This is a genomic window from Sulfurospirillum sp. E15m, assembly GCF_059415145.1.
In genome coordinates, this window is the sequence record NZ_JCAHZS010000007.1 from 16,774 (window position 1) to 39,462 (window position 22,689).

At 38.4% G+C, this 22,689-nt stretch carries 31 protein-coding genes and 1 pseudogene; 10 read left to right on the forward strand and 22 right to left on the reverse strand.

What is annotated here, in order from left to right:
• Window positions 1-4: 4 nt before the first annotated feature.
• The 17 genes and pseudogenes from rplF to rpsJ form a co-directional block, all read right to left on the reverse strand.
• Window positions 5-541, reverse strand: a complete 537-nt coding sequence (gene rplF / locus AC5SLP_RS09875; RefSeq protein ID WP_495254983.1) for a 50S ribosomal protein L6 — start codon at window positions 539-541, stop codon at window positions 5-7.
• A gap of 72 nt (window positions 542-613) precedes the next feature.
• Complete coding sequence (rpsH, locus tag AC5SLP_RS09880; RefSeq protein WP_495254984.1) at window positions 614-1,009, reverse strand: 30S ribosomal protein S8; 396 nt, start codon at window positions 1,007-1,009, stop codon at window positions 614-616.
• Between the two features lie 11 nt (window positions 1,010-1,020).
• A complete protein-coding gene (locus AC5SLP_RS09885; RefSeq protein ID WP_495254985.1) occupies window positions 1,021-1,206 on the reverse strand; it encodes a type Z 30S ribosomal protein S14 in 186 nt (61 codons plus the stop codon).
• A gap of 1 nt (window position 1,207) precedes the next feature.
• On the reverse strand, window positions 1,208-1,753 hold the full coding sequence (rplE, locus tag AC5SLP_RS09890; protein WP_495254986.1) for a 50S ribosomal protein L5: 546 nt from the start codon (window positions 1,751-1,753) through the stop codon (window positions 1,208-1,210).
• Window positions 1,753-1,989: a 50S ribosomal protein L24 gene (rplX, locus tag AC5SLP_RS09895; RefSeq protein WP_263833948.1), complete on the reverse strand. Its 237-nt coding sequence runs from the start codon at window positions 1,987-1,989 to the stop codon at window positions 1,753-1,755. Before rplX ends, rplE begins: the two co-directional genes overlap by 1 nt.
• The gene (gene rplN, locus AC5SLP_RS09900) at window positions 1,989-2,357 is read right to left on the reverse strand and encodes a 50S ribosomal protein L14 (RefSeq protein WP_495254987.1); all 369 of its coding nucleotides are present in this window, start codon (window positions 2,355-2,357) and stop codon (window positions 1,989-1,991) included. The genes rplX and rplN overlap by 1 nt, the downstream gene beginning before the upstream one ends.
• Window positions 2,357-2,608 carry a 30S ribosomal protein S17 gene (rpsQ, locus tag AC5SLP_RS09905; RefSeq protein WP_495254988.1) on the reverse strand — a complete coding sequence of 84 codons (252 nt, stop codon included), beginning with the start codon at window positions 2,606-2,608 and terminating at the stop codon, window positions 2,357-2,359. Before rpsQ ends, rplN begins: the two co-directional genes overlap by 1 nt.
• 9 nt (window positions 2,609-2,617) lie before the next feature.
• On the reverse strand, window positions 2,618-2,806 hold the full coding sequence (gene rpmC / locus AC5SLP_RS09910; protein WP_495254989.1) for a 50S ribosomal protein L29: 189 nt from the start codon (window positions 2,804-2,806) through the stop codon (window positions 2,618-2,620).
• Window positions 2,793-3,218 (reverse strand): 50S ribosomal protein L16, encoded by a 426-nt coding sequence (gene rplP, locus AC5SLP_RS09915; RefSeq protein WP_025345772.1) that lies wholly within the window; start codon window positions 3,216-3,218, stop codon window positions 2,793-2,795. The genes rpmC and rplP overlap by 14 nt, the downstream gene beginning before the upstream one ends.
• Entirely contained in the window at window positions 3,218-3,931 is a 714-nt protein-coding gene (gene rpsC, locus AC5SLP_RS09920; RefSeq protein ID WP_495254990.1) for a 30S ribosomal protein S3, read from the reverse strand. The genes rplP and rpsC overlap by 1 nt, the downstream gene beginning before the upstream one ends.
• Window positions 3,932-3,935: 4 nt before the next feature.
• Window positions 3,936-4,265: pseudogene (gene rplV / locus AC5SLP_RS09925) on the reverse strand (50S ribosomal protein L22); the annotation flags it as partial.
• Window positions 4,266-4,272: 7 nt separating this feature from the next.
• Window positions 4,273-4,554: a 30S ribosomal protein S19 gene (gene rpsS / locus AC5SLP_RS09930; protein ID WP_495254991.1), complete on the reverse strand. Its 282-nt coding sequence runs from the start codon at window positions 4,552-4,554 to the stop codon at window positions 4,273-4,275.
• Window positions 4,555-5,385, reverse strand: a complete 831-nt coding sequence (gene rplB / locus AC5SLP_RS09935; protein ID WP_495254992.1) for a 50S ribosomal protein L2 — start codon at window positions 5,383-5,385, stop codon at window positions 4,555-4,557. It lies immediately after the preceding gene.
• 2 nt (window positions 5,386-5,387) lie between these two features.
• A complete protein-coding gene (locus tag AC5SLP_RS09940) occupies window positions 5,388-5,669 on the reverse strand; it encodes a 50S ribosomal protein L23 (RefSeq protein ID WP_025345777.1) in 282 nt (93 codons plus the stop codon).
• Between the two features lie 2 nt (window positions 5,670-5,671).
• Window positions 5,672-6,286: a 50S ribosomal protein L4 gene (gene rplD, locus AC5SLP_RS09945; protein ID WP_495254993.1), complete on the reverse strand. Its 615-nt coding sequence runs from the start codon at window positions 6,284-6,286 to the stop codon at window positions 5,672-5,674.
• Complete coding sequence (gene rplC / locus AC5SLP_RS09950) at window positions 6,283-6,861, reverse strand: 50S ribosomal protein L3 (protein ID WP_495254994.1); 579 nt, start codon at window positions 6,859-6,861, stop codon at window positions 6,283-6,285. Before rplC ends, rplD begins: the two co-directional genes overlap by 4 nt.
• 9 nt (window positions 6,862-6,870) lie before the next feature.
• On the reverse strand, window positions 6,871-7,182 hold the full coding sequence (rpsJ, locus tag AC5SLP_RS09955; RefSeq protein ID WP_012857732.1) for a 30S ribosomal protein S10: 312 nt from the start codon (window positions 7,180-7,182) through the stop codon (window positions 6,871-6,873).
• A gap of 171 nt (window positions 7,183-7,353) precedes the next feature.
• Between rpsJ and AC5SLP_RS09960 the strand changes: the two genes are divergently transcribed.
• A complete protein-coding gene (locus tag AC5SLP_RS09960; RefSeq protein ID WP_495254995.1) occupies window positions 7,354-8,427 on the forward strand; it encodes an AAA family ATPase in 1,074 nt (357 codons plus the stop codon).
• Here AC5SLP_RS09960 and AC5SLP_RS09965 read toward each other — a convergent pair.
• The gene (locus AC5SLP_RS09965) at window positions 8,416-9,666 is read right to left on the reverse strand and encodes a SpoIIE family protein phosphatase (RefSeq protein WP_495254996.1); all 1,251 of its coding nucleotides are present in this window, start codon (window positions 9,664-9,666) and stop codon (window positions 8,416-8,418) included. The genes AC5SLP_RS09960 and AC5SLP_RS09965 overlap by 12 nt on opposite strands.
• A gap of 64 nt (window positions 9,667-9,730) precedes the next feature.
• Between AC5SLP_RS09965 and rnhB the strand changes: the two genes are divergently transcribed.
• From rnhB to AC5SLP_RS09985, 4 genes are all read left to right on the forward strand, one after another.
• Window positions 9,731-10,279: a ribonuclease HII gene (rnhB, locus tag AC5SLP_RS09970; protein ID WP_495254997.1), complete on the forward strand. Its 549-nt coding sequence runs from the start codon at window positions 9,731-9,733 to the stop codon at window positions 10,277-10,279.
• A gap of 334 nt (window positions 10,280-10,613) precedes the next feature.
• The gene (locus tag AC5SLP_RS09975) at window positions 10,614-10,841 is read left to right on the forward strand and encodes a FeoA family protein (RefSeq protein ID WP_495254998.1); all 228 of its coding nucleotides are present in this window, start codon (window positions 10,614-10,616) and stop codon (window positions 10,839-10,841) included.
• Window positions 10,838-12,943 (forward strand): ferrous iron transport protein B, encoded by a 2,106-nt coding sequence (gene feoB / locus AC5SLP_RS09980; protein WP_495254999.1) that lies wholly within the window; start codon window positions 10,838-10,840, stop codon window positions 12,941-12,943. Before AC5SLP_RS09975 ends, feoB begins: the two co-directional genes overlap by 4 nt.
• A 92-nt stretch (window positions 12,944-13,035) precedes the next feature.
• A complete protein-coding gene (locus AC5SLP_RS09985; RefSeq protein ID WP_495255000.1) occupies window positions 13,036-14,607 on the forward strand; it encodes a transporter substrate-binding domain-containing protein in 1,572 nt (523 codons plus the stop codon).
• A gap of 6 nt (window positions 14,608-14,613) precedes the next feature.
• On the opposite strand, the gene aroC is transcribed toward AC5SLP_RS09985, so the two are convergent.
• The 4 genes from aroC to AC5SLP_RS10005 are packed head-to-tail and all read right to left on the reverse strand — an operon-like array spanning window position 14,614 to window position 17,862.
• Window positions 14,614-15,687, reverse strand: a complete 1,074-nt coding sequence (aroC, locus tag AC5SLP_RS09990; protein ID WP_495255001.1) for a chorismate synthase — start codon at window positions 15,685-15,687, stop codon at window positions 14,614-14,616.
• The gene (rnc, locus tag AC5SLP_RS09995) at window positions 15,684-16,406 is read right to left on the reverse strand and encodes a ribonuclease III (RefSeq protein ID WP_495255153.1); all 723 of its coding nucleotides are present in this window, start codon (window positions 16,404-16,406) and stop codon (window positions 15,684-15,686) included. Before rnc ends, aroC begins: the two co-directional genes overlap by 4 nt.
• Before the next feature lie 9 nt (window positions 16,407-16,415).
• Entirely contained in the window at window positions 16,416-16,841 is a 426-nt protein-coding gene (rnhA, locus tag AC5SLP_RS10000) for a ribonuclease HI (protein ID WP_495255002.1), read from the reverse strand.
• Window positions 16,816-17,862, reverse strand: a complete 1,047-nt coding sequence (locus AC5SLP_RS10005) for a tetratricopeptide repeat protein (RefSeq protein ID WP_495255003.1) — start codon at window positions 17,860-17,862, stop codon at window positions 16,816-16,818. Before AC5SLP_RS10005 ends, rnhA begins: the two co-directional genes overlap by 26 nt.
• Window positions 17,863-17,964: 102 nt before the next feature.
• On the opposite strand from AC5SLP_RS10005, the gene dnaG reads away from it, so the two are divergent.
• From dnaG to AC5SLP_RS10030, 5 genes are all read left to right on the forward strand, one after another.
• Window positions 17,965-19,623 carry a DNA primase gene (gene dnaG, locus AC5SLP_RS10010; RefSeq protein WP_495255004.1) on the forward strand — a complete coding sequence of 553 codons (1,659 nt, stop codon included), beginning with the start codon at window positions 17,965-17,967 and terminating at the stop codon, window positions 19,621-19,623.
• Window positions 19,601-20,584 carry an argininosuccinate synthase domain-containing protein gene (locus AC5SLP_RS10015; protein WP_495255005.1) on the forward strand — a complete coding sequence of 328 codons (984 nt, stop codon included), beginning with the start codon at window positions 19,601-19,603 and terminating at the stop codon, window positions 20,582-20,584. The genes dnaG and AC5SLP_RS10015 overlap by 23 nt, the downstream gene beginning before the upstream one ends.
• Window positions 20,585-20,646: 62 nt before the next feature.
• On the forward strand, window positions 20,647-21,027 hold the full coding sequence (locus AC5SLP_RS10020) for a response regulator (RefSeq protein WP_495255006.1): 381 nt from the start codon (window positions 20,647-20,649) through the stop codon (window positions 21,025-21,027).
• Complete coding sequence (locus AC5SLP_RS10025) at window positions 21,028-21,627, forward strand: chemotaxis protein CheC (RefSeq protein ID WP_495255007.1); 600 nt, start codon at window positions 21,028-21,030, stop codon at window positions 21,625-21,627. It abuts the gene before it with no gap.
• A 2-nt stretch (window positions 21,628-21,629) separates the two neighbouring features.
• Entirely contained in the window at window positions 21,630-22,658 is a 1,029-nt protein-coding gene (locus tag AC5SLP_RS10030) for a diguanylate cyclase domain-containing protein (protein WP_495255008.1), read from the forward strand.
• The last annotated feature ends 31 nt before the right edge of the window (window positions 22,659-22,689 follow it).

A 22,689-nucleotide genomic window follows, 5' to 3' on the forward strand; every position in this document is an offset into this window, starting at 1 on the left:
CCCTTTACTTCTTGGAAGTTTTTCCGGCTTTACGGATAATAGTCTCATCAACATACTTAATACCTTTACCTTTATACGGTTCAGGAGCCCTAAAACTTCTAATTTCGGCAGCAATTTGACCAACTACTTGCTTGTCATCACCTACAATAGTAATTACGTTTTTCTCAACGGTAATTTGCATATTTTTAGGAAATTCATAATTGATTGGATGTGAATATCCTAGTTGGAGTTCAAGAACATTACCGCTTACGGCAGCTCTATAACCAACACCATTGATTTCAAGTTGTTTTTTAAACCCATCTGTTAAACCAGTAATAACATTTTGACCTAGGGCACGATAAGTTCCCCAAAACGCACTGCTTTGTCTATCAGCACCTTTTGGTATGAATAAAAGCTCTTCGCCTTCAACTTTTACTTCAACATGACCTTTTGTGTCCAAAGTTTTTTGAACATTACCTTTTTTAAACGCTATTATGGCACCATTAACTGAGACTTCAACCCCAGCAGGTATCTTAACAGGTTTTTTACCAATACGTGACATATTTTTCCTTTACTTGTCTACGATAAGCTTACATCTTAGAATGGATATCGAATACCATAAAAGAACAGCTAATTACCAAATACTACAGATAACTTCGCCACCAAGACCAGCTTTGTGAGCGTCGTCATTACTGAGAACACCTTTTGATGTACTAACAACGATTGTACCATAACCATTTTTGAAGCGTTTGATTTCATCTTTGCCTTTATAGACTCTACGTCCTGGCTTTGAGATTTTTTTCACTTCATTAATAACTTGGCTACCTCTTGCATCATACTTCAAAACAACATTGATAAATTTTTTAGGACCTTCTTCAACAACATTAAAGCTCTCAATGTAGCCTTTGTTTTGAAAAATCACTAAAATTGCTTCAACAAGTTTTGAATGCATTAATTTCGTAACATCAAGTTTTCTCATTGATGCATTTCTGATTCTTGTTAAAGAATCTGCTACTAGATCATTAATCATAGTCTATTTCCTTACCAGCTTGCTTTTTTGAGGCCTGGAATAAGACCTTCATTCGCCATTTTACGAAGACAAATTCTGCAAATACCAAAATCTTTGTATACAGAGTGTGGACGTCCACAAATTTGACATCTTGTGTATGCTCTTACTTTAAACTTAGGCGCTCTCGCTGCCTTTGCAATCATTGATTTTTTAGCCATCTTATTTGCCTTTTACGAACGGTAAACCAATTAGTTCAAGAAGTCTAAATGCTTCTTTATCACTATTAGCAGTTGTTACGATTGTAATATTCATACCGTGAGTTTTCATGATGTTATCATATTGAACTTCTGGGAACATTAGTTGCTCATTCAAACCAAAGTTATAGTTTGATCGACCATCGAAACCTGTTCTAGGAAGACCTCTAAAATCTTTTACTTTTGGTAGGGCAACACAGATAAGTTTGTCTAAAAATGCATACATCTTATCTTTACGTAATGTTACTTTAACACCTACTGGGTAACCAGCACGTACTTTAAAACCTGCAACAGATTTTTTTGCATTGGTAATAACAGTTTTTTGTCCTGCAATCAAAGCAATAGTATCTGCAATGTTTTGCATTAATTTACTGTCTTTACCCTCTTCACCAGCACCAACACTGATGACGATTTTGTCAAGTTTAGGTGTTAGCATAGGGTTTGAAATATTAAACTCTTTTACTAATGCCGGTTGAACTTCAGCATTAAATTTTTCTTGCAATCTGTTCATTATTTACCCTCTACTTTAGCCACATTAGAGACATGAATTGGTTTTTCAACGTTTGCAAAACCACCTTTTGGGTTGCTCTCGCTTGGCTTAATGGCTTTTTTTACTACCTTGCAACCTTCAACAACGACTTGTGAAGTTTTTGGCAATACTTGAACAACTTTTGCCTCTTTACCTTTATCGTCGCCTGCGATTACTTTTACAGTATCGCCTTTTTTAATTTTCATCTTAGTCGCCATTATAGTACCTCCGGTGCCAAAGATACAATTTTCATAAAGTTAGCATAACGAACTTCTCTGCCCACTGGTCCGAAAATCCTTGTACCGATTGGCTCTCTTTTATTGTCAAGAATAACAGCTGCATTTTCATCAAAACGAATAAGTGATCCATTTTCTCTTTGAATCTCTTTTTTTGTTCTAACAATAACAGCCTTAACAACTTGGCCTTTTTTCACTTTACCGTTTGGTAAAGCTTTCTTAACTGAAGCAATAATAACATCGCCTACGGTTGCATAACGACGTTTACTACCGCCAAGTACCTTAATACACATAATTTCTTTAGCACCACTGTTGTCAGCTACGGCTAATCTTGTAAAACTTTGTATCATTATTCAACTCCCACTTTGACAACTGCGCTAAGTCTAAAAGACTTTCTTTTTGAAAGTGGTCTGCACTCGATAGCACTTACAGTGTCACCAATTTTTACTTCATTGCTCTCATCATGGACTAAGTATTTTTTGAAACGTTTAACGAACTTACGATATCGTGGGTGCATTACACGTCTCTCTACCAAAACGGTGACGGTTTTATCACCAGTTTTCTGAACAACTACGCCTTGAATCTCTCGTTTTAAAGCCATTAGTTACCCCTACTTGTTTTGAGCAGAAATTGCCGTATTAATACGTGCGATATCTCTTCTAACTTCTTTAATCTCATTTGGATTAGTCAGTTGCATCGTTTTTAGCTTTTGTCTTAATGTAAACAAAAGAACCTTTTTCTCTTTTAACAACTCTACAAGCTCGCTTGCGCTTTTGCTATTTAAATCAATATACTTCATTTTCGCTCTCTCGAGTTACAATCTTTGTTTTGAAAGGCAATTTGTGCATTGCAAGGGTTAATGCTTCACGCGCTAACTCTTCTGGAACACCAGCCATTTCAAATATAATTCTGCCAGGCTTAATATTCATTACCCACTTATCAACAGAACCTTTACCTTTACCCATACGAGTTTCGATAGGTTTAGCGGTTAATGGTTTGTCTGGGAATACACGAATCCAAGTCTTAGCTTGACGCTTAACATGTCTTGTATACGCAATCCTCGCTGCTTCGATTTGGCGTGAATCAATACGACCCGCTTCAACAGCTTTAAGACCTATTTCACCAAAAGAGATTGAAGCACCACTGCTGGCTTCACCGCGGTTGCGGCCTTTCATCTGCTTTTTATATTTTGTTCTTTTAGGCATTAACATTAGTTTTTACCTCTCTCTCTACGTGCTCTTGGCTTGCGTGAATTTTCTTTCTCAGGTGCTTCTTCTTTTTCTGGAGCAAGTCCTTTAACAAGTACTTCACCTTTGAATATCCAAACTTTTACACCGATAACACCATACGTTGTATGTGCTTCTGCAAAACCATAATCGATTTTAGCTCTAAGTGTATGAAGAGGAACACGTCCTTCAAGATACCATTCAGTTCTTGCCATCTCAGCACCACCAAGACGACCCGCAACAGAAATTTTGATACCTTTAGCGCCAGATTTTTGTGCACCTTGAATTACTTTTTTCATTGCACGTCTAAATGCGACACGACGCTCAAGTTGCATTGCAACGTTTTCTGCACAAAGTTGTGCTGAAGATTGAGGACGTCTCTCTTCTTTAATATTAACGTTTACATCTTTATCGATAAGTTTGCTAAGTTTAACTCTTAGTTTCTCAATATCTGAGCCTTTTTTACCAATAATGATACCTGGACGCGCAGCAACGACTGTGACTCTAAGCTTTTTAGCGGTTCTTTCAATCAAAATTTGACTCACACCTGCATAATAAAGCTCTTTTTTCAAAAATGTTCTAATTTTATAATCTTCACCGATACTAACAGCCAAAGTTTGTTTGCCTGGGAACCAACGTGAATCCCAATTTCTGTTAATACCAAGTCTTAAACCAATCGGATTTACTTTTTGACCCATCTTAGTCTTCCTTCTTTGCAGCTTTTGCTACTTCAACAATGATATGAGAAGTTGGTTTACGAATGCCACTAGCACTACCTCTTGCTCTTGGTGTAAAACGTTTGAGTACAGGACCCGCGTCTACACGACATGAAGCAACGACAACTTCTTCAGGTTCAAATCCACCGTTAGATACAGCAGAAGCGATCACTTTAGAGATAACTTTAGCACCTTTGTTTGGCATAAATTCTAAACTTGCCATAGCAAGTTCTGCATTCATTCCTTGAACTTCACGTGCGATTAATCTAGCTTTGGTAGGAGACAATCTGATAAATTTTAATATTGCTTTACTCATATTCTACCTACTTACCAATTTTTTTCTGAACAGAGCCTTTATGACCCTTGAACGTACGAGTTGGTGCAAATTCACCCATTTTATAACCGATATGGTTCTCTGTAACATAAACTGGAACAAAGTTTCTACCGTTATGGACGTTAAATGTAATACCGATCATATCAGGAATAATAGTACTTCTACGAGACCATGTCTTAATCGGCTTGTTTGATTTTGTCTCTTTTGCTTCTAGTGTTTTTTTCAACAAATGAACGTCAACAAAAGGACCTTTTTTTAGCGATCTAGCCATCTATTTTCCTTTTCTTCTAGAAATAATCAGTTTGTCGCTCGCTTTTTTCTTACGAGTTTTTCTACCTTTAGTTGGTTGTCCCCATGGAGTTACTGGATGACGTCCTGAGTTGGTTTTACCCTCACCACCACCGTGTGGGTGATCCACTGGGTTCATTGCAGAACCACGTGTTTGAGGTCTAATACCACGGTGTCTGTTACGACCCGCTTTACCGATAACGACGTTTGCCCAATCTTCATTTCCAACAACACCAACCGTAGCCATACACTCTGCCAAGATTTGTCTCATCTCACCGCTTGGAAGTCTTACCATAACATATTGAGTCTCTTTACCCATAAGTTGAGCGTAACCACCAGCACTACGTGCCATTTGTCCGCCTTTACCTGGTTTAAGTTCGATGTTATGTAAAATAGTACCAACAGGGATGTTTTTTAATTTCATTGCATTACCTGGTTTAATATCAAGTCCGCCTTCAGCCGCTTGAATCTTATCACCAACTTTTAAGCCTGATGGTTGAAGGATATATCTTTTCTCACCATCTGCATAATTAACAAGTGCGATTCTACAATTTCTGTTTGGATCGTATTCGATTGCTGCTACAGTACCTTCGATATTAAATTTTGTACGTTTAAAATCAATAATTCTGTAGAGTTTTTTTGCTCCCGCTTCTTTGTGGCGAGATGTGATTCTACCATTGTTATTTCTACCAGCTGTTGCTGCGATTTTCACAAGAAGTGAAGGTACGCTTGCTTTTGCAGTAATATCACCAGAATCAAGACTTGTTAAAAATCTACGACTCGGAGTATAGGGTTTAAATGATTTTATTGCCATGATTACGCCTCCACATTCTCTAGTTTAGCGCCCTCTGGCAACTGAACATAAAACTTTTTAAAATCATTACGTTTGCCTTCAATGCCTTTAAACTTCTTAACTTTTCCCATAACTCTAAGAGAATTGATTTTTAATGGTGTAAAACCGAAGTATTGTTTTAATACCTCTTTTAAACCATTTTTTGTCATTCTAACAGATGTTTGAATTACAACGGTACCATTCTCTTGAAGGCTCAAGCTCTTTTCAGTATAAAGGATTGCTTTAATATCAGTAATATCAGCCATTCTTAGCCCTCTTTTGTGATTGTTTCAAGCACTGATTTTTCTATAACGACAGCATAGAACGCAGTTGCTAAGTAAGCATTTAGCTCGTTTGCTTCCACAAGGTAGCAGTTTTGAAGATTTCTAAACGCCAATAAAGTTGGCTCATCGACAAGTTCTTTGACGATTAATGCATCACGCGCACCCAATGCTTTCATGATTGCTGCAGCATCTTTCGTTTTTCCAGATTCGATACTTAAAGAATCAACAACAAATAATGCGTTGTTTGCTGCTTTTTCATTCAATGCATATTCAAGTGCTAATTTTTTTTGTTTTTTATTGACTTTTAAATCATAATTTCTGTTAGCTTTTGGTCCGAATGCAGCACCACCGCCAACCCATACTGGACTTCTTCTACTACCAGCACGTGCACCACCACGGCCTTTTTGTGCCCATGGTTTTTTACCACCACCACTTACATCACCTTTTGTTTTAGAGTGAGCAGTGTTTGAACGAAGCGCAGCTTGGTATGATTTGACATAAAGATATAAGTTGTGTGAATGAACTTCCTCAAAACTTGCAGGAAGAGCCAATGCACCAACATTTTCTAATTTTTCATTTAATACGATTGCGCTACTCATTTAACAATCCTTACTTTACCTAATGAACCATTTGCGCCAGGAACAGAGCCTTTAACAGCTAAAATGCTGTTTTGAGCGTCAAATGAAACGATCTCATTTTTTACGGTTACTTGCGTGTTACCATAGTGACCAGGCATTTTTTTGCCTTTTTGAACACGACCCGGCCATTCACAGTTACCAATTGAACCAGGAGCTCTGTGAAAACGGCTACCATGTCCACCAGGACCACCTTGGAAATTGTGGCGTTTAATAACACCTGAAAAACCTCTACCTTTTGTGTTAAGAGAAACTTTAAGTGTTTTTGCTTCACCTAAAGGTGCTGTATCTAGGTCACCTGATTCTTGGTTTACAACATCAAGTGTCACAAAACGGTTAAATTCAGCAGAAAGATTATATTTTTTTTGCTGACCCGCAATGGCTTTATTCATCTTTTTGCCACTTGCATAAGAAACTAAAGCACGTTTATTCTCATCAACTGAACATACTTTTGCTTCTAAAACTCTGAGTAAAGTGACAGGAACACTTGGTACTGCAATTGTTCGGCTCATACCGATTTTTTCGATAATATATTCCATCATTACCCCTTATTTACCCATTGCTCTAACTTCAACATTGACTTCAGGTGCGAGGTCAAGTTTCATAAGCGAATCAACTGTATCCGTAGTCGCAGACACGATATCGATCATACGTGCATGGATTCTCATCTCGAATTGCTCTCTTGAAGTTTTGTTTACGTGCGGAGATCGAAGCACAGTATAGCGCTTGATTTTTGTAGGCATAGGAATTGGTCCGACGATTTCGGCTCCAGTTCGTTTAACAGCTTCTACGATAGCTGCAACTGATCTGTCTAAAACTCTATGGTCATACGCCTTGAGTTTAAGTCTAATTTTTTCCATTTAGGACCCCTGTAAAGAACTTGCCACCCTGATGATGGCCTAATTAAAGGACTGTGATTTTACACTAATAGATAGCAAAAGTCAATAAATATAGGGGTTTTTGGCTTATGAAATGCAATTTTATTTCCTTTTAATAAGGAAAATATTAAACTACTTTCAAAGGATTTCACTATGCAAACACTTCAAATTTTGTACGAAACCATTCACAAAAATCATGCCTTTATTGATCGAAAAATTTCACTCAATCATAAAAAAATTATTGTGTATGGTCCTAGGAAAAGTGGTAAAAGTTATTTGATTATCGATCATCTTTCTCATTATGAAAAAGAAAATTATCTGTATATTGACTTATCCGATGATCGTATTAATATCAGCGAAATGGCTGAACATTTAGCGGTTTTTATTGCTAAAAATCCTATTCATCTCTTAGTAATTGAGCATTTTGATTTTTCCTTCACACTCCCAAAAGTCGATGAAATCATCCTTACAACCTCCTTTACATGTAAAAGTATTGAAGGGTTTCGTGCGTACACACTTTACCCTTTAGATTTTGAGGAATTTTTGGCATTTGATAAAAAGCACTCTAACATTGAGCATCTTTTTAATGTATATACCAATCATGGAACCCTTCCATCAATTGTGCAAAGCAATGAATTTGATGTCAATAGATCGCTCCAAGAAATCGTGCATTTGATACTTCCAGATTCAACAGCGTATAGCATTTTCAGACGGTTTTGTGAACTCCAAGGTATGAAAATATCGCTTTTTCAAATCTACACCTATCTTAAGACATTGATTAAAATTTCTAAAGATAAGCTCTATGCTATCACGTCGGAATTGATTGACCAAAAGCTTCTTTTTTTGGTCGAAAAATTTGAGCAACCCAATGCGGCTAAAAAGGTCTATGTGATTGATTTTGCACTGAAAGATGCGCTTACGTTTAAAAAAGATTTTCTAAAGCGTTTTGAAAATATGGTCTTTTTAGAACTCATCAAGCGCGATAAAAAAATCTTTTATTTTGAAGGCATAGACTTTTATATTCCAGAAGAATCCTTGGCGGTTTTATGTGTAGGATTTGCTACCACAGAAGTCATTGAGATGAAACTTCAAAAACTTTTGCCAACCTTTTGGACATTACATGTAAAACGTATTGAAGTAGTAACCCTCAGCAGCGAAAGTGCCAAAGACATTGAAGGCTTTAGCTTTTCTATCGCTCCTTTTTGGGAGTGGGCATTACAGCTCTAAAGGTTGGGAAAGAAATTTTTGAATCGTAATGGCATTGCCTTTTTCATTGAAATAAAAATGATCCAGCAGCTTTCGAATAATCACAAAACCGCGTCCATTAAATTTCGCGCCATTGATGACAATGTTCTTTAAGATTTTAGGATCAAACCCTTCGCCTTCATCTTTAACGGTTGCTTCAAACAGCTCTTTACTCCCGTGCATAAACACATTGTAGCTAATTTTTATTTTCTTGCTTTTATGAAGTACCTCTAACCGTGCCATCTCTTCGTCAAATAAGTTGTGCTCTATCAAATAATTTTTACGTTTTTTATCCACGCCAAAACTACCGTGTTCCAAAGCATTGAGGAGTAGTTCTGAGAGCGTTAAGACCAATTCGCTAGTGGTTTTTGAGCTGACTTTGTGCTCTTTAAGATAGAGTGAAATCGTATGCAAAGCTTCTTCGACGGCTTCATAACTGCTTTGAATCTCAAGTTTCATAAAATGATGCTTGGGCACGACGCGTTCTATATAAAGATACGTTACATCATCTTCCCCTCCTTTAATACGTGAAGCAACTTTTTGATGAAAATCTTGCACACACGTGGATTCTTGAAAGTCTGATTTGAGGTATGTGGCATAAATGCAATTTTCATTCACCGGACATTCACTCAGACCATCGCTGTAAAACAAGACTTTCACGAGTGATTCTGCTTGAAGAGTTGTGGTGCGTATCGCATCGGAGTAGATGGCAAGAGGCGGATTGTTGCTACGAATCGGCATCATCTCGCCCTCTTCCGTTACAATTAAAAAAGCAGGCATTCCGCACGATGCATAATGGATTTGAGAATGGAATATGTCAAACTCTACAAATAAAATACTAATAATCTCTTCATCCAAAAGGTTTTTTTGTAAAAATTTCAACCCTTTGCGAATCCAGTGTTCAAAGATAAAATCACCCTCTTCTTCAAGTTCATCAAAAATATAATTTAAAAATCGCGTGATTGCCATAGCCGTTACCGCAGCCGAAATACCTTTTCCCATGGCATCTGCGATAAATCCTACTAAACGACCATTTTTGGTTTTACGAAGTGAATAAGTATCGCCGCTTAATGAACTGTGGGGCTTATAAGAGATGTCCACGCGCAACAGCTCTTTTTTGCCATTGCGAAGGAGCTCCATTTGTTGATAGTAGAGGTCGTTGCGAATAATAAAAAGCTCTTTATTAAATGCTTTATCCAAATCTTCTTGTTCTTGTGGCATACCATCTCCTTTAAGATATTTTAGCAAATCTATATTAAACTTCACTCTTTAAAAGGAGTCATGGATGTTGTGTGGTATAGATGAAGCAGGACGAGGATGTCTTGCAGGTCCCTTAGTTGTAGCGGGTGCTGTATTGAAAGAGCCTGTTCATGGATTGAACGATTCAAAACAACTCAGTGAAAAACAACGAGAAAAACTCTTTGATGAATTACAAGACAAAGCCGACTTCAAAATCGTCTTTTGCGACCATATCATGGTTGATACGAAAGGATTGAGTTACTGTTTAAACTATGCCATTGAAACTATTAAAGCACATTTTGACGGCTATGAGATTTTAATGGACGGCAACTGCACGTTTGGCGTTTTGGGGATTGATACTATGGTCAAAGCCGATGCCAAAGTAGCAGAAGTCAGTGCGGCTAGTATTTTGGCAAAAGTCAGTCGTGATCGATATATGTATGAGATCGCTTCTTTGTATCCTCTCTATCATTTTGAAAAACACAAAGGCTATGGAAGTGCGTTACATGTAAAAATGATTCAGCAATACGGATACTGCGAAATCCACCGTAAAAGCTTTAAACTCAAAGCACTCACCCAACCATCGCTTTTTTAATTCTCTTTTTACACGCCTTTTGAGCAAAGCTCTAAAGACTACGCTAACGCTGTGTTTCTTTCGGCAGGAAGCCCGCGCACCTTCGGCTTTTATTTTTATCACGCCTTTTGAGCAAAGCTCCAAAGACTACGCTAACGCTGTGTTTCCTTCGGCAGGAAGCCCGCGCACCTTCGGTGCTTTTAGTTCGTAGTTCGTGATTATTAGATTTCAAGAGTACAATTTGATAACAACAATCAAAATAAAGCAAAACAAAAGCTTTCTTTCCCTATTATTTCAATAATAATTATCAAAACCTGAAATAAATAATTTTTTTGGGTCAAAGGGAGGAAAGAGAATGAATTTATCACAAATCGATAAAAATCAAAAAGTGCTTATCAAAGATGTTCATGCGCAAAGCACCTTGAAAAAAAGATTTTTTTCATTGGGAATTAGCATCAACAAAGAAGTTGTTGTGCTAGAAACAAGCCTACAAAAAAATACGATTAAAATTGCATTGGGCAGTACCTCCATTGCATTGCGTTTGGATGAGGCAAAACTGATAGAAGTGGAGAATGTTGCATGAAGAAAATAGTGATAGCGCTCGTAGGACAGCCCAACGTTGGCAAAAGCCATCTTGCTAATGCCATCAGTGGCTCAAACCTCAAAATTGGAAACTTTGCAGGCGTTACCGTTGAAAAAGCAACGGCACGCTTTAGCACAGAAGATTTTGCGATAGAGTTTATTGACCTTCCGGGTCTTTATTCGTTGGAAGATTTTGCGGCAGATGAAAAAGTAACGAAAGATTTTTTACTCCAAGGTCACTATGACCTCATCTTGAATGTAGTTGATTCGACAAACTTAGAGCGAAATTTACTGCTTACCACAGAGTTACTCGAGCTCAATCGTAAAATGGTCATAGCTCTTAATATGGACGATGAAGCGATTAAAGAAGGCATTGAAATCGATACGGATATGATGAGCAAATTGCTTTTTGTTCCATGTATCAGAGTGTCTTCCAAAACAAAGACTAATATTGACTATCTGATTGACCGTATTTTGGAGACAATCAAACATCCATTGGTTGAACCAAAAATCATCTACAATGATGCCATCGAAGAACAACTGCAAAACATTGTCACCTTTTTAGAAGACAAGCATTTTAAAGCACCATCTTCTTTAAGTTACCGACAAATTGCTATTGGTCTTTTGTGGCAGAAAAAAGAGATGTATTCTATGATGCATGAGCATCCCCTGTATGTTGAACTCCACCCTATTTTAAACAGTGCATTAGGACATGTCTATATGTACTGCCAAAGTGAAGATATCGAGGAGGTCATTCATAAGCAACATTCAGCGATTGCGACAGGACTAAGCGCTGAAGTTATGACACAAGTAAAATCTAAAAGTACCAATCTCACACAAAAGATTGACGCTATTTTAATTCACAAACTTTTTGGGCTTCCTATTTTTGTTTTTCTTATGTGGGGACTTTTTCAACTCACGTTTACGCTTGGAGCCATTCCAATGGATTGGATTGAGGGTAGCTTTGGTTGGTTGGGCGATACCATTGGAGAAACCATTACCAATGAAGCCTTAAAATCCCTTATCTCTGATGGTATCATCGCAGGTGTAGGCAGTGTTGTAATGTTCTTACCTAACATTATGATTCTCTTCCTGGGAATTGCACTCCTTGAAACCACGGGATATATGTCACGAGCAGCTTTCTTACTGGATGGATTTTTCCATAAATTTGGTCTGCACGGCAAAAGCTTTGTTCCATTAGTAACAGGCTTTGGATGTTCTGTTCCTGCGTACATGGCAGCACGTACGCTTAAAAATAAAAAAGATAGATTGCTCACGATGTTTATCATAGGCTTTATGAGTTGTGGCGCAAGGCTTCCTGTGTATGTTCTCTTTGCAGGAGCTTTTTTTGATGAAAATATGGCAGGAAACGTTTTATTTGGTATCTATATCATTGGCGTGCTCTTAGGTTTAATTGCGGCAAAAATCCTACGTTTAACAGCGTTTAAAGGCGAAGATGAGCCTTTTGTTATGGAAATGCCAAAATACCGTCTTCCAAGTCTAAAATTGCTATGGTTTATGGTCTACTCTAAATCACTGATGTACATCAAAAAAGCGGGTACTTTTATCCTTTTGGCCTCTATGTTGATTTGGTTTATCAGCTCGTATCCTCAAAACAGTCTTATCGAAGATACCTACGCAACCAAAATTGAAGCCGTTCAAACCGATGCAGAAAAAACCAACTTGGAAAATGAAAAACGTGAAAAATTGATGGAGCACACTTATCTTGGGATGATGGGTAAAACCGTAGAGCCATTTTTCTCTCCACTGGGTTTTGACTGGAAAATGGGAGTTGCAACCATTAGTGGTTTAGCGGCTAAAGAGGTTATCGTCTCTACGCTAGGTGTTTTATACGCATTGGGAGATGATGTCACCGAAGATGACAACTCCTTACGCGATATTATCTCTTCTAATATTAGCTTTGCTTCGGCTATGGCGTTTATCGTCTTTGTTATGGTCTATTTACCGTGCCTTGCCGCGACGGTAGTTTTTCATAAAGAAGCAGAAAATACAAAATACACGGTCTACCTTGTTCTTTTTACTTTTGCAACAGCATGGGTCTTAGCGTTCTTCACGTATCGAATTTTAACACTCTTTGCATAACCTAAAGGTGGCTCTTGTTTGAGCCACCTTTTTAATGATTTATTAATAAAAAAGGGATAAGATTGAGTAACGATTGACGTGAGGAAGTTGCAATGAGCAAACATCTTTTCTATCTCTTACTCTTTTGTTATGTTATTCCATTGTATGCGACAACATCCTTAAATGTTGGTATTTATAACAATCCTCCTAAAATTTTTTTAGATAATGAACAAAAGCCATCAGGATTTTTTGTTGATATACTCAACCCTATTGCAACACAAAATCAATGGCAATTAAATTATGTTCCCTGCCAGTGGCAAGAGTGCCTTAGTAAGCTGGAAAAAGGCGAAATTGACATTATGCCCGATGTGGCATACTCAAAAGAGCGCGAGGAAAAATTTGACTTCAATCATGAAGTAGCTCTCTCAAGTTGGTCGCTTGTTTACACCAATAAAAAAAGTACCATTACGTCTATTTTGGATTTACATGTAAAAAGAGTTGCCGTGCTGAAAAACAGCATCCAAGCGCAAACCATCAAAGCCGATGCGGCACTGTTTGATATTCAACCTTTTTTTGTGGAAGTGGAGAGTTTTCAGCAAGCATTTGAGCTTCTTCGCGCTAAAAAAGTCGATGCAGCCATTGTCAATAACTTTTACACCGATACAGCATCCAATTTGCGCCACTTCACAAAAACATCTATTTTACTCAACCCTGTTATTTTAAAATTTGCGTTTCCTAAGCATACCCATGAAATCATCATCCATCAACTCGACCAAACACTTGCAGAGGCTAAACATGATACAAATTCCTTCTTCTATCAAGCAAAAACTAGGTGGTTTGAATCCAATCCTTCGCTTGTACTTCCTCTTTGGACACAGTGGTTTTTAGGGGGTATTTTTATTGTATTTCTCATTTTAGTGGGACTGATTGTCTTTTTTAAACATCTTTTGGATGTGAAAGTAACCGCTCTTAAAGAGGCAGAAAAGAGGCTTATTATCCAATCACGCCATGCGGCTATGGGCGAAATGATTAGTCTGATTGCGCATCAATGGAAACAACCTTTAGCCGTTCTCTCTATGATTGCAAATAACATTAAGATGGACAGTGAGCGAGGCATCATTCAGTCTGAAAAACTTCAAAATTACTACGATCAACTCCATCGCCAAGTCTTTTATCTTTCTCATACGATTGACGATTTTCGAGACTATTTTAAACCCAATAAAGAAAAACAATATGTCGAAGATGTCAATTCTATTATAGAAAATGCACTTGTGCTGATTGGAAAATCATTGGAGAATCATGGCATAGAAGTAATTAAAGAGTATGGGAATCTACCAGCGATGACACTTCATACCAATGAGTTGATTCAAGTACTTCTTAATATCCTCAAGAACGCTAGTGAGGCATTCAAGGAGCGCATTTCTGCTAAAAAACATATTCTCCTACGAACGTATCTACGAGATGAGCATACCGTATGTATTGAGATTGAAGACAATGCGGGTGGCATTGCGCCAGATGTGCAAGAGCATATCTTCGAGCCTTACTTTACGACAAAAAGCAATGCCAATGGTACGGGACTTGGGTTATATATGGGTAAAACCATCATTGAAACGCATTTCAAGGGAACCTTAGAAGTCCAAAGCTACTATGGCGATACACGCTTTATAATCGCCCTACCGGTATAAGGAGACTTAAGGATAAATAGCGTGTAGATGCTCCATTCGAGAGCCAAGATTGAGTAACATCATATCGGCAATCACAAGTGCTGCCATCGATTCCGCGACAACACTTCCTCGCACAGCAATGCAGGGGTCATGACGACCTTTAAGCGCGCAGGTGAGCGCATTGCCTTTCGTATCAATCGTCTCTTGTTCAATAAAAATGGAAGGCGTCGGTTTAAAATAGACTTTACATGTAATGACGTCGCCATTACTGATACCGCCTAAAATGCCGCCGCTGTGATTGCTCTTAAATCCATGTTGCGTAATGGCATCATTGTTTTGCGAACCTCTTAGCGATGAAGCGTGAAGTCCTTCGCCAATTTCAACGCCCTTGACACCATTGATGCCCATCATTGCATCAGCCAAGATAGCATCGAGCTTATAATACAGCGGCTCGCCAAGACCTATGGGTGCGCCTATAATTTGCACTAAGGCGACACCTCCAATAGAATCATGACTGTTTTTCGCTTCTAATATCGCATCTTGTTGTGCTGTTTCCACAGAAGCATCCAGTGCATAAATATCACTTTTAGCGACACGTTCAAAATCATACGCTTTTGCTTCAATGCCGCCAATGGAGCAAATACCGCTTTGTACTTTTACATGTAATGCATTTAAGAGTAATTTTGCAAGAGCACCTGCTGCTACACGTGCCGCTGTTTCCCTCGCACTACTTCGTCCGCCACCGCGGTAATCACGCAATCCATATTTATGAAAATAGGTAAAATCGGCATGGCCGGGTCGAAACAAGTTTTTCACATTTTCATAATCGTTGCTTTTTTGGTTTTCATTAAAAATTACCATGGCAATCGGCGTTCCTGTACTCACGCCTTCAAAAACGCCACTTAAAATTTCTACTTTATCGCCCTCTTTACGTGCCGTGGCATACTTATTTTGCCCCGGTTTTCGTCTGTCAAGTTCACTTTGGATAAAGGCTTCATCAATCAAAAGACCCGCAGGCAAGCCATCTACCACGCAGCCTATCGCGCGTCCATGAGATTCACCAAATGTTGTAAATGTTAATTTTTGACCAAACCTATTCATACAATCTCTTTTTTCAAAATTTCAAGTGCCAGCATAGCCGCTTTTTGTTGCGCCTCTTTTTTACTCTTTCCGCTTGCAAGCGATAAATCGCGTCCTCTGACACTCACCGCAATTTCAAACTCTTTTTTATGATCGGGCCCAAAAGCGCGTACTAAACGATATTCGGGTGTCATGCCAAAATGAGCTTGGGTGAGTTCTTGCAACGTTGTTTTATGGTCTCTGAAAATGGCATCCATATCAATCTTGGGATACGCCTCTTCAAGCAACATGATGGCAAGTGTTCGTGCTTTTTCCAATCCCGCATCCAGATAAAGTGCGCCAATAATTGCCTCAAACGCATTGGAGAGCAAAGAAGGTTTTTCACGTCCATTGTTGTTTTCTTCTGCTAACGAGATATAAATGTATTCGCCAAGGTGCAATAAACGCGCTAGTTTTTCAAAACTTTTTTCATTGACAAGTGACGCACGCAGTTTGGAAAGTTCACCTTCTGCGACATCTTTAAATTCATGGTAGAGATATTCTCCGACAATCAAGTCTAAAACGGCGTCCCCTAAAAATTCCAGACGCTCATTATTGTAGGGTTGTTTTGAACTTTTGTGCGTAAGTGCCTCGATTATCAGGTCTTGGTTGCTAAACTGATAACCCAAACGCTTCTGTAACGCTTCTAATCTTTTTTGCATTCTTTTTCCTTTATTATTTTTACAGCGCTTTTGAGGCAGAAAAGCTCATTAGCCCATTTTTATTTTGGTTGCTTCTTCTTTAGCAATTTTATCGCACATCTCATTTTCAGTATGCCCATCATGCCCTCTTACCCAGATTCCGCGCACCTTATGTGCTTGTGAAACGTCTACATAACGCTGCCAAAGTTCTGGGTTTTTGACCTTGGCAAACTGTTTTTTCTTCCACCCTTCTAACCACTCGTTAATACCTTTAATCACATAGCTTGAATCGCTAATAAGCGTTACGTCGCACGGCTCTTTTAAAGCAGCCAAGCCTTCAATGACCGCGAGGAGTTCCATCTGATTGTTGGTCACATTTGCCATACCGCCACTGACAATTTTTTCCACATCACCGTACCGCAAAATGGCGCAATAGCCCCCAGCTCCAGGATTGCCTAAAGAGGAGCCATCACAGAAAAGAGATATTTTCTTCATCATCAGCTTTAATAAGTTTGGTCTGAATGGAGGCCGTATGAATTCCTTGGCAATTAGGGCAACGATAAAAATGAATAGGGAAAATCTGCTTACACTCAGAACAGAGATATTCAAATCCAACCGTGGCTTTGTTAAAATCCAGTGTACGAAGCTTGGCTAAAATCTCAATGGCAAAAGGCATCTCCTCTTCCGTGGCTTCATAAGGCTTTAATCCCCGTGCCATCGCGATATGCTCAACCAAAGCGTTTTTACATGTCAGAATATTATAGACCATCGGATCAACGTACCACAAGAGGTCTATCATCTCAGCATACGGCAATGTTTCAAAAAAGCTTGGTTCTATTTTTAACCCTGTCTCTTGCATATACTCAAAAAGTTTTCGTCGTAAGAAAGGTGCTTTTTCACACAAAATTAAAAAGCGCTCAACCTTTTCGCTCTCTTTTAATGCACTATCTTTGAGGGTCGCAAGGGCTTTAAGGTAGGTGCGTTGTAACACGACTTTTGCGCCCAATTCTTCCAAAGAGTCCAGCACTTCTTCTGCTTTACTATACTCTTGAAGTTGTTCGTACGCAACCGTAAGATACTTTAACGACTCTTCATTACGAGGTTGCAAGCGTAAAGATTCTAAAAAGACTTCTGAGCTACGGCGCAAAAAACCTGCTTTAAAGTATGTTTTTCCAAGCGCTGAGAGCAGATACTGCTTCTCATCTTTGCCTTTGACTCGTTTTAACGTGACAAGATAAATATTGATTGCTTTTTCAAAATCACCGCTTTTAGCATAAGCATGTGCTAAAAGCGCTAGAGATTCTAGAGGAATGGATGAGTCTTCCAGCAGTTTCTTGTACTCATTCTCATCGGTCACTATTTCAAATTTTTTGACAAATTTATCAATGCTTTGTTTCTCTTCTTTACTTTTGAAAACACCCCACCAGTAGTTGGCAAAGGAGATAACAAAAACAATGGCAAACAAGATGATAACACCAAAAAGTGGATCGCGGTATGCTATAAAAAAATTATCCAAATCTTACCCTTTTATGCTCTAAGCCCATCTTCATAAATGATGAAATGGTGCCTTGTGAATAACGAAAGAACTCTATTATACCAAACTTGCTATAATATGACTATGATAGATAAAACATCGATAGAGAACTTAAAACAACGACTTGATATTGTTGATGTCGTAGGCTCGTACTTGGAGCTGAAAAAAAACGGTGCAAACTACAAGTGTGTCTGCCCTTTTCATAACGATACTTCACCCAGTCTTGTAGTAAGCCCTTCCAAACAAATTTACCACTGTTTTGCCTGTGGTGCAGGCGGTGATAGCCTCAAGTTTGTCATGGAATATGAAAAACTCTCCTACCCAGAAGCCCTTGAAAAACTCGCCAATATGGTCAATTTTTCCCTCACATATACCACGAATGACGGCATAAAAAAAGAAGACCGCAAATTGATGGAAAATCTCAATCTTTTTTACATCAAACAGCTCGATCAAACACCTTTTGCCAAAGAATATCTTATCAAACGAGGTATTTCGGATGCTTCGGTGGAAAAATTTGAAATCGGCTATGCACCTGCTTCTTTTAGTACTTTAGAGTTTTTAAAAACCAGAGGTTATGCGATGAGCGAAGCGATGGAGTATGGGGTTGCTGGTATTGGAGAGAATAACAATCCTTATGCGCGTTTTATCGAGCGCGTTACATTTCCCATCTACTCCCCAAGTAATAGACTCGTTGGTTTTGGAGGTCGAACACTCACCAATCATCCAGCAAAATATGTCAATTCTCCCCAAACCAAGCACTTTAATAAATCACAGTTACTGTATGGGTATCACCTCGCAAAAGAGAGTATTTTTAAACAAAAGAGAATCATCATCACAGAAGGTTATTTGGATGTCATTATGCTGCATCAAGCAGGATTCACACAAGCGGTTGCAACCCTTGGTACGGCACTGACACAAGAGCATATTCCTCTTATCCTGCGTGGTGATCCTGAAGTGATTGTCGCATACGATGGGGATGATGCCGGTATTAATGCGGCACTCAAAGCTTCGTTACTGTTAAGTGCGCATGGCATTAAAGGCGGTGTTGTTCTCTTTAGTAATGGCATGGACCCTGCGGACATGGTACAAAATGGTTTGATAGACGCACTCAATCACCTTTTCTTGTCACCTCAGCCTTTTATCGAATTTGCACTAGAGCGTATGGTTAAAAAATACAATCTCAAAGACCCGCTTTCTAAACAACAAGCTTTAACTGAAGCCATGGGGTATCTTAAAACATTACCGCAAGCGGTTCAAGAGAGCTACACAGGTATGCTTTCTGAAAAGTTAGGATTGCACCATAACTTGGTCAAAATTCAAACGCATAAGCCCAAACGCATGGAACAAAAAGAGCGCAGTTTTGAAGATATGTTGGAACTTACCATTATTAAAACCATTTTGAGTGAGCCTAATCTAATCGATACGGTTTTAGACACGATTGATAACTCGATGTTCAAAACGCATCATGAAGAATTCTTACTGTTATTGGAAAATCAATTGGACCATCCAAAACTTAGACGCATCTCTTTGTGGGAAGATATCAAAATCTACGATGAAAAAGAGCTCATCGCTTCCATGGTAGCATTTTTATACCACTATTACAATGAGAAGTTTCAGGAGATCAAAAACTCCAAAACGATGAATTATGAGCAAAAGCAATTTTTGATTCGTAAAATTCAAGAAAAAATGATGAAATTAAAAAAAGGTGAACTCGTTCCGTATGAAAGCATTAGTACTCTTTAGTGGCGGTTTAGACAGCATGCTGGCTATCAAACTGCTTACATCACAAGGCATTGAAGTCATTGCCACACATATCAACATCGGTTTTGGTGTCAAAGAAGATCATTTCGAAGCACTTCAAAGAAGAGCAGCCCTTGCAGGGGCTCGTTTAGAAGTCATTGATGTACAAGATCGTTACCTCCAAGAGGTTCTTTTTAGCCCAAAATATGGCTATGGGAAACAGTTTAATCCTTGCATTGATTGTCATGGATTTATGTTCAATGTTGCTAAATCATTGATGCCCCATTTTGGCGCGTCTTTTATCGCAACAGGAGAAGTTGTGGGCCAACGCCCTATGAGCCAAAACAAGGATGCTTTGCGCATTGTAAGAAAAATTGCCGATGACATTGATGAAGATTTAATTCTTCGTCCTTTATGCGCACAGGTACTCGATGAAACCAAGCCCGAACGGGAAGGATGGGTTGATCGAAGTTTGTTGTTGGGTATTAACGGAAGAGGTCGTCAAGCACAATTAGCACTTGCCAAAGAGTTTGGATGGGAAGATTACCCAACACCCGCAGGTGGCTGTTTGCTAACTGATGTTCAATTTAGTATCCGTTTACGGGATTTTGTTGCTCATGACAGTTTTTCAAAAGAAGATATTCCTTTGCTAAAAAATGGGAGACATTTTAGGTTAAAAGACGGTGCAAAACTGATTGTCGGACGCAATGAAGCAGAAAACGATGCCCTAGAATCTCTATCCAATGCTAAGTTTCCTCTTTTACATGTAAAAGAGGAAATGAGCGCGCCTAGTTCGCTTTTATCGTGCACGGCAAGCGTGGAAGATGAAGCAGAAGCGTGCCGCATTGTGCTCAGTTTTACGAAGGCACTACCCGAAAAAACCTACGCACTTGGCATAGGTGATAAAGTGATGTACGCATCGCCGTATCTCCAAAAAGAGGATGCAAAAAAATATCTTATATAATTTTTTAAAGATATTTTTTGTATTATTTAAAGCTTATAGAATTTAACTATTAGGATTATGAGATGGGCTTATCAAATAAAATGATTTTTTTAATCGTTGATGATTCAAAAATATCACGTAAATGGCTTATTGAGATGATTCCTAAAAAGATAGCTGAAAGCGCAGAAATCATTGAAGGTGAGAATGGCGAAGAAGCCATAAAGTTGTTTCAAGAGCATCAGCCTGATATCGTATTTTTAGATATTACGATGCCTGTTTTGGATGGTTTTGAAGCGTTACAACACATTCGTACGCTCAACCCTGAAGCACTCGTTGTCATGATTTCAGCGGACCGCCAAAAAAGCACTAAAGAGAAAGTTTTAGCTCTTGGGGCCTCTGCCATTATTTCAAAACCTGTTGATGAAGAAGAGTTTCGTACAACCTTATTAAAGTTGGTATTTTAAATGACAAAAAAGTATTTTAATGCGCAACAAGAAGATGTTTTAAAAGAGCTGATTAACGTTTCCTTTGGACTCTCAGCCTCTTTAATCGGTGACATGCTCGACAATCATGCAAAATTACATATTCCTGAAATTTCCAGCATTGACATTCTCAATTTGGATGACAAAATTGTTGAAGTTTTAGAAGATGATTGTGAATTTTACCTTACAAAACAACGTTTTTTAGGCTCTTTTAATGGCGAAGTACTGTTCGTATTTAATCACTACTCGGCCAATGTTTTTAGCAACCTTTTGCTCAAACAAGAAGAGAGCGATGAAAACGACATCAAATCTTCTATTTTAGAACTGACTAACATCATCACGTCTGCGTGTATTGGTAAATTTTGTGAAATTATTAATGGTGAGACGATTTTCAAAGTTCCTTCGATTGAAAAACGCGAAACCTCAGAGATGGACAAATACGACAAAATCGAAGGCTATGACAATGTGATTGTCATTAAAACCGCTTTGGATATTGAGAAAGAAAATATTTTAGGACATATGTTTATCCTATTGAATAATGAGATGCTAGAGCATCTAAAAAGTACTATTGATAAGCTCTAATTATGATAAATTGTGAAAAGACCATTGAGTCAATCAACGTAGGCATTTTAACCATTGACACAGATTTCAATATCTATTACCTCAACAAGTGGGTGGGTATTCACAGTGAAATTATTCCCGAAGAAGCTGTGGGTAAGAATTTACTCTCTTTATTTGCAATTACTGATGAGCAACTCAAGGCGCTCAAACGCCATATAAAGGCAGCTTTAACACTCAACAGCCCCTCTTTTTTCACGGCAGATGCGAATCACTATCTTTTACCAATGAAAAACTCCATCACAACCAAGTCTATTTTTGAGTTCATGCAACAAGATGTCACCATTATGCCTTACGATATTGAAAAAAAGATGGTTACCGTCCTCATTTACGACCAAACCAGTTTGATGGAAGAAAAAGCAAAATGCAACAAAGAGAGCGAAGAACTTGCAAGAGCGATTAAAGTGGCTAATGCGACTATTCGTAAACTCGAAACAGCCAAAAATAAATTGGTGAAGCAACAAGATATCATTTATAAACAAGCACATTATGACCATTTAACATCTCTGGCGAACCGAACCTTATTGCATCAAAGAATGCAACTTCTGATCGAAAGTAACTTGATGAGTGGAAAGAAATTTGGTGTTTTATTTCTCGATTTGGATAATTTCAAAGAGATTAATGACTCACTCGGACACGACGTAGGCGATATGATTTTAATTCATGTAGCTAAAACATTGCTGTTGGCAACACGTAAGACCGATACCGTTGCACGCTTTGGTGGCGATGAGTTTATTATTCTTGTTGATGACATTACAGACGAAAAAAGCTTACAACATATTGCAGAAAAATTAGTCCACAATTTACAACAACCCATTCGCGTAAGAAACTTTGACTTAGGCATTACAACAAGCATTGGTATTAGCTTGTTTCCTGATCACGGCAATGATTTTAACCAACTCATTAAAAATGCGGACTTAGCCCTTTATATCGCTAAATCTGCTGGACGTAATACGTATCAAATCTACCTTCCACCTAGCGTATCACATTCATAATTTAAAAAGTATGCCGTTTTGACAACGGCAC

Coding starts and splice junctions, on each gene's coding strand:
- AC5SLP_RS10015 (WP_495255005.1), top strand. CDS start 19,601: ATGAAAGCATTAGTACTCTTTAGTGGCGGTTTAGACAGCATGCTGGCT.
- rnhA (WP_495255002.1), bottom strand. CDS start 16,841: ATGAAGAAAATATCTCTTTTCTGTGATGGCTCCTCTTTAGGCAATCCT.
- AC5SLP_RS09965 (WP_495254996.1), bottom strand. CDS start 9,666: ATGCCACAAGAACAAGAAGATTTGGATAAAGCATTTAATAAAGAGCTT.
- rplD (WP_495254993.1), bottom strand. CDS start 6,286: ATGAGTAGCGCAATCGTATTAAATGAAAAATTAGAAAATGTTGGTGCA.
- rplB (WP_495254992.1), bottom strand. CDS start 5,385: ATGGCAATAAAATCATTTAAACCCTATACTCCGAGTCGTAGATTTTTA.
- AC5SLP_RS10030 (WP_495255008.1), top strand. CDS start 21,630: ATGATAAATTGTGAAAAGACCATTGAGTCAATCAACGTAGGCATTTTA.
- rpsJ (WP_012857732.1), bottom strand. CDS start 7,182: ATGGAAAAAATTAGACTTAAACTCAAGGCGTATGACCATAGAGTTTTA.
- AC5SLP_RS10020 (WP_495255006.1), top strand. CDS start 20,647: ATGGGCTTATCAAATAAAATGATTTTTTTAATCGTTGATGATTCAAAA.
- rplF (WP_495254983.1), bottom strand. CDS start 541: ATGTCACGTATTGGTAAAAAACCTGTTAAGATACCTGCTGGGGTTGAA.
- rpsH (WP_495254984.1), bottom strand. CDS start 1,009: ATGATTAATGATCTAGTAGCAGATTCTTTAACAAGAATCAGAAATGCA.
- AC5SLP_RS09985 (WP_495255000.1), top strand. CDS start 13,036: ATGAGCAAACATCTTTTCTATCTCTTACTCTTTTGTTATGTTATTCCA.
- rpsS (WP_495254991.1), bottom strand. CDS start 4,554: ATGGCTAGATCGCTAAAAAAAGGTCCTTTTGTTGACGTTCATTTGTTG.
- AC5SLP_RS09975 (WP_495254998.1), top strand. CDS start 10,614: ATGAATTTATCACAAATCGATAAAAATCAAAAAGTGCTTATCAAAGAT.
- AC5SLP_RS10025 (WP_495255007.1), top strand. CDS start 21,028: ATGACAAAAAAGTATTTTAATGCGCAACAAGAAGATGTTTTAAAAGAG.
- feoB (WP_495254999.1), top strand. CDS start 10,838: ATGAAGAAAATAGTGATAGCGCTCGTAGGACAGCCCAACGTTGGCAAA.
- aroC (WP_495255001.1), bottom strand. CDS start 15,687: ATGAATAGGTTTGGTCAAAAATTAACATTTACAACATTTGGTGAATCT.
- AC5SLP_RS09940 (WP_025345777.1), bottom strand. CDS start 5,669: ATGGCTGATATTACTGATATTAAAGCAATCCTTTATACTGAAAAGAGC.
- rplN (WP_495254987.1), bottom strand. CDS start 2,357: ATGATACAAAGTTTTACAAGATTAGCCGTAGCTGACAACAGTGGTGCT.
- AC5SLP_RS09960 (WP_495254995.1), top strand. CDS start 7,354: ATGCAAACACTTCAAATTTTGTACGAAACCATTCACAAAAATCATGCC.
- rpsC (WP_495254990.1), bottom strand. CDS start 3,931: ATGGGTCAAAAAGTAAATCCGATTGGTTTAAGACTTGGTATTAACAGA.
- rplX (WP_263833948.1), bottom strand. CDS start 1,989: ATGGCGACTAAGATGAAAATTAAAAAAGGCGATACTGTAAAAGTAATC.
- rplP (WP_025345772.1), bottom strand. CDS start 3,218: ATGTTAATGCCTAAAAGAACAAAATATAAAAAGCAGATGAAAGGCCGC.
- rpsQ (WP_495254988.1), bottom strand. CDS start 2,608: ATGGCTTTAAAACGAGAGATTCAAGGCGTAGTTGTTCAGAAAACTGGT.
- rpmC (WP_495254989.1), bottom strand. CDS start 2,806: ATGAAGTATATTGATTTAAATAGCAAAAGCGCAAGCGAGCTTGTAGAG.
- rnhB (WP_495254997.1), top strand. CDS start 9,731: ATGTTGTGTGGTATAGATGAAGCAGGACGAGGATGTCTTGCAGGTCCC.
- rplC (WP_495254994.1), bottom strand. CDS start 6,861: ATGGAATATATTATCGAAAAAATCGGTATGAGCCGAACAATTGCAGTA.
- rplE (WP_495254986.1), bottom strand. CDS start 1,753: ATGAACAGATTGCAAGAAAAATTTAATGCTGAAGTTCAACCGGCATTA.
- AC5SLP_RS09885 (WP_495254985.1), bottom strand. CDS start 1,206: ATGGCTAAAAAATCAATGATTGCAAAGGCAGCGAGAGCGCCTAAGTTT.
- dnaG (WP_495255004.1), top strand. CDS start 17,965: ATGATAGATAAAACATCGATAGAGAACTTAAAACAACGACTTGATATT.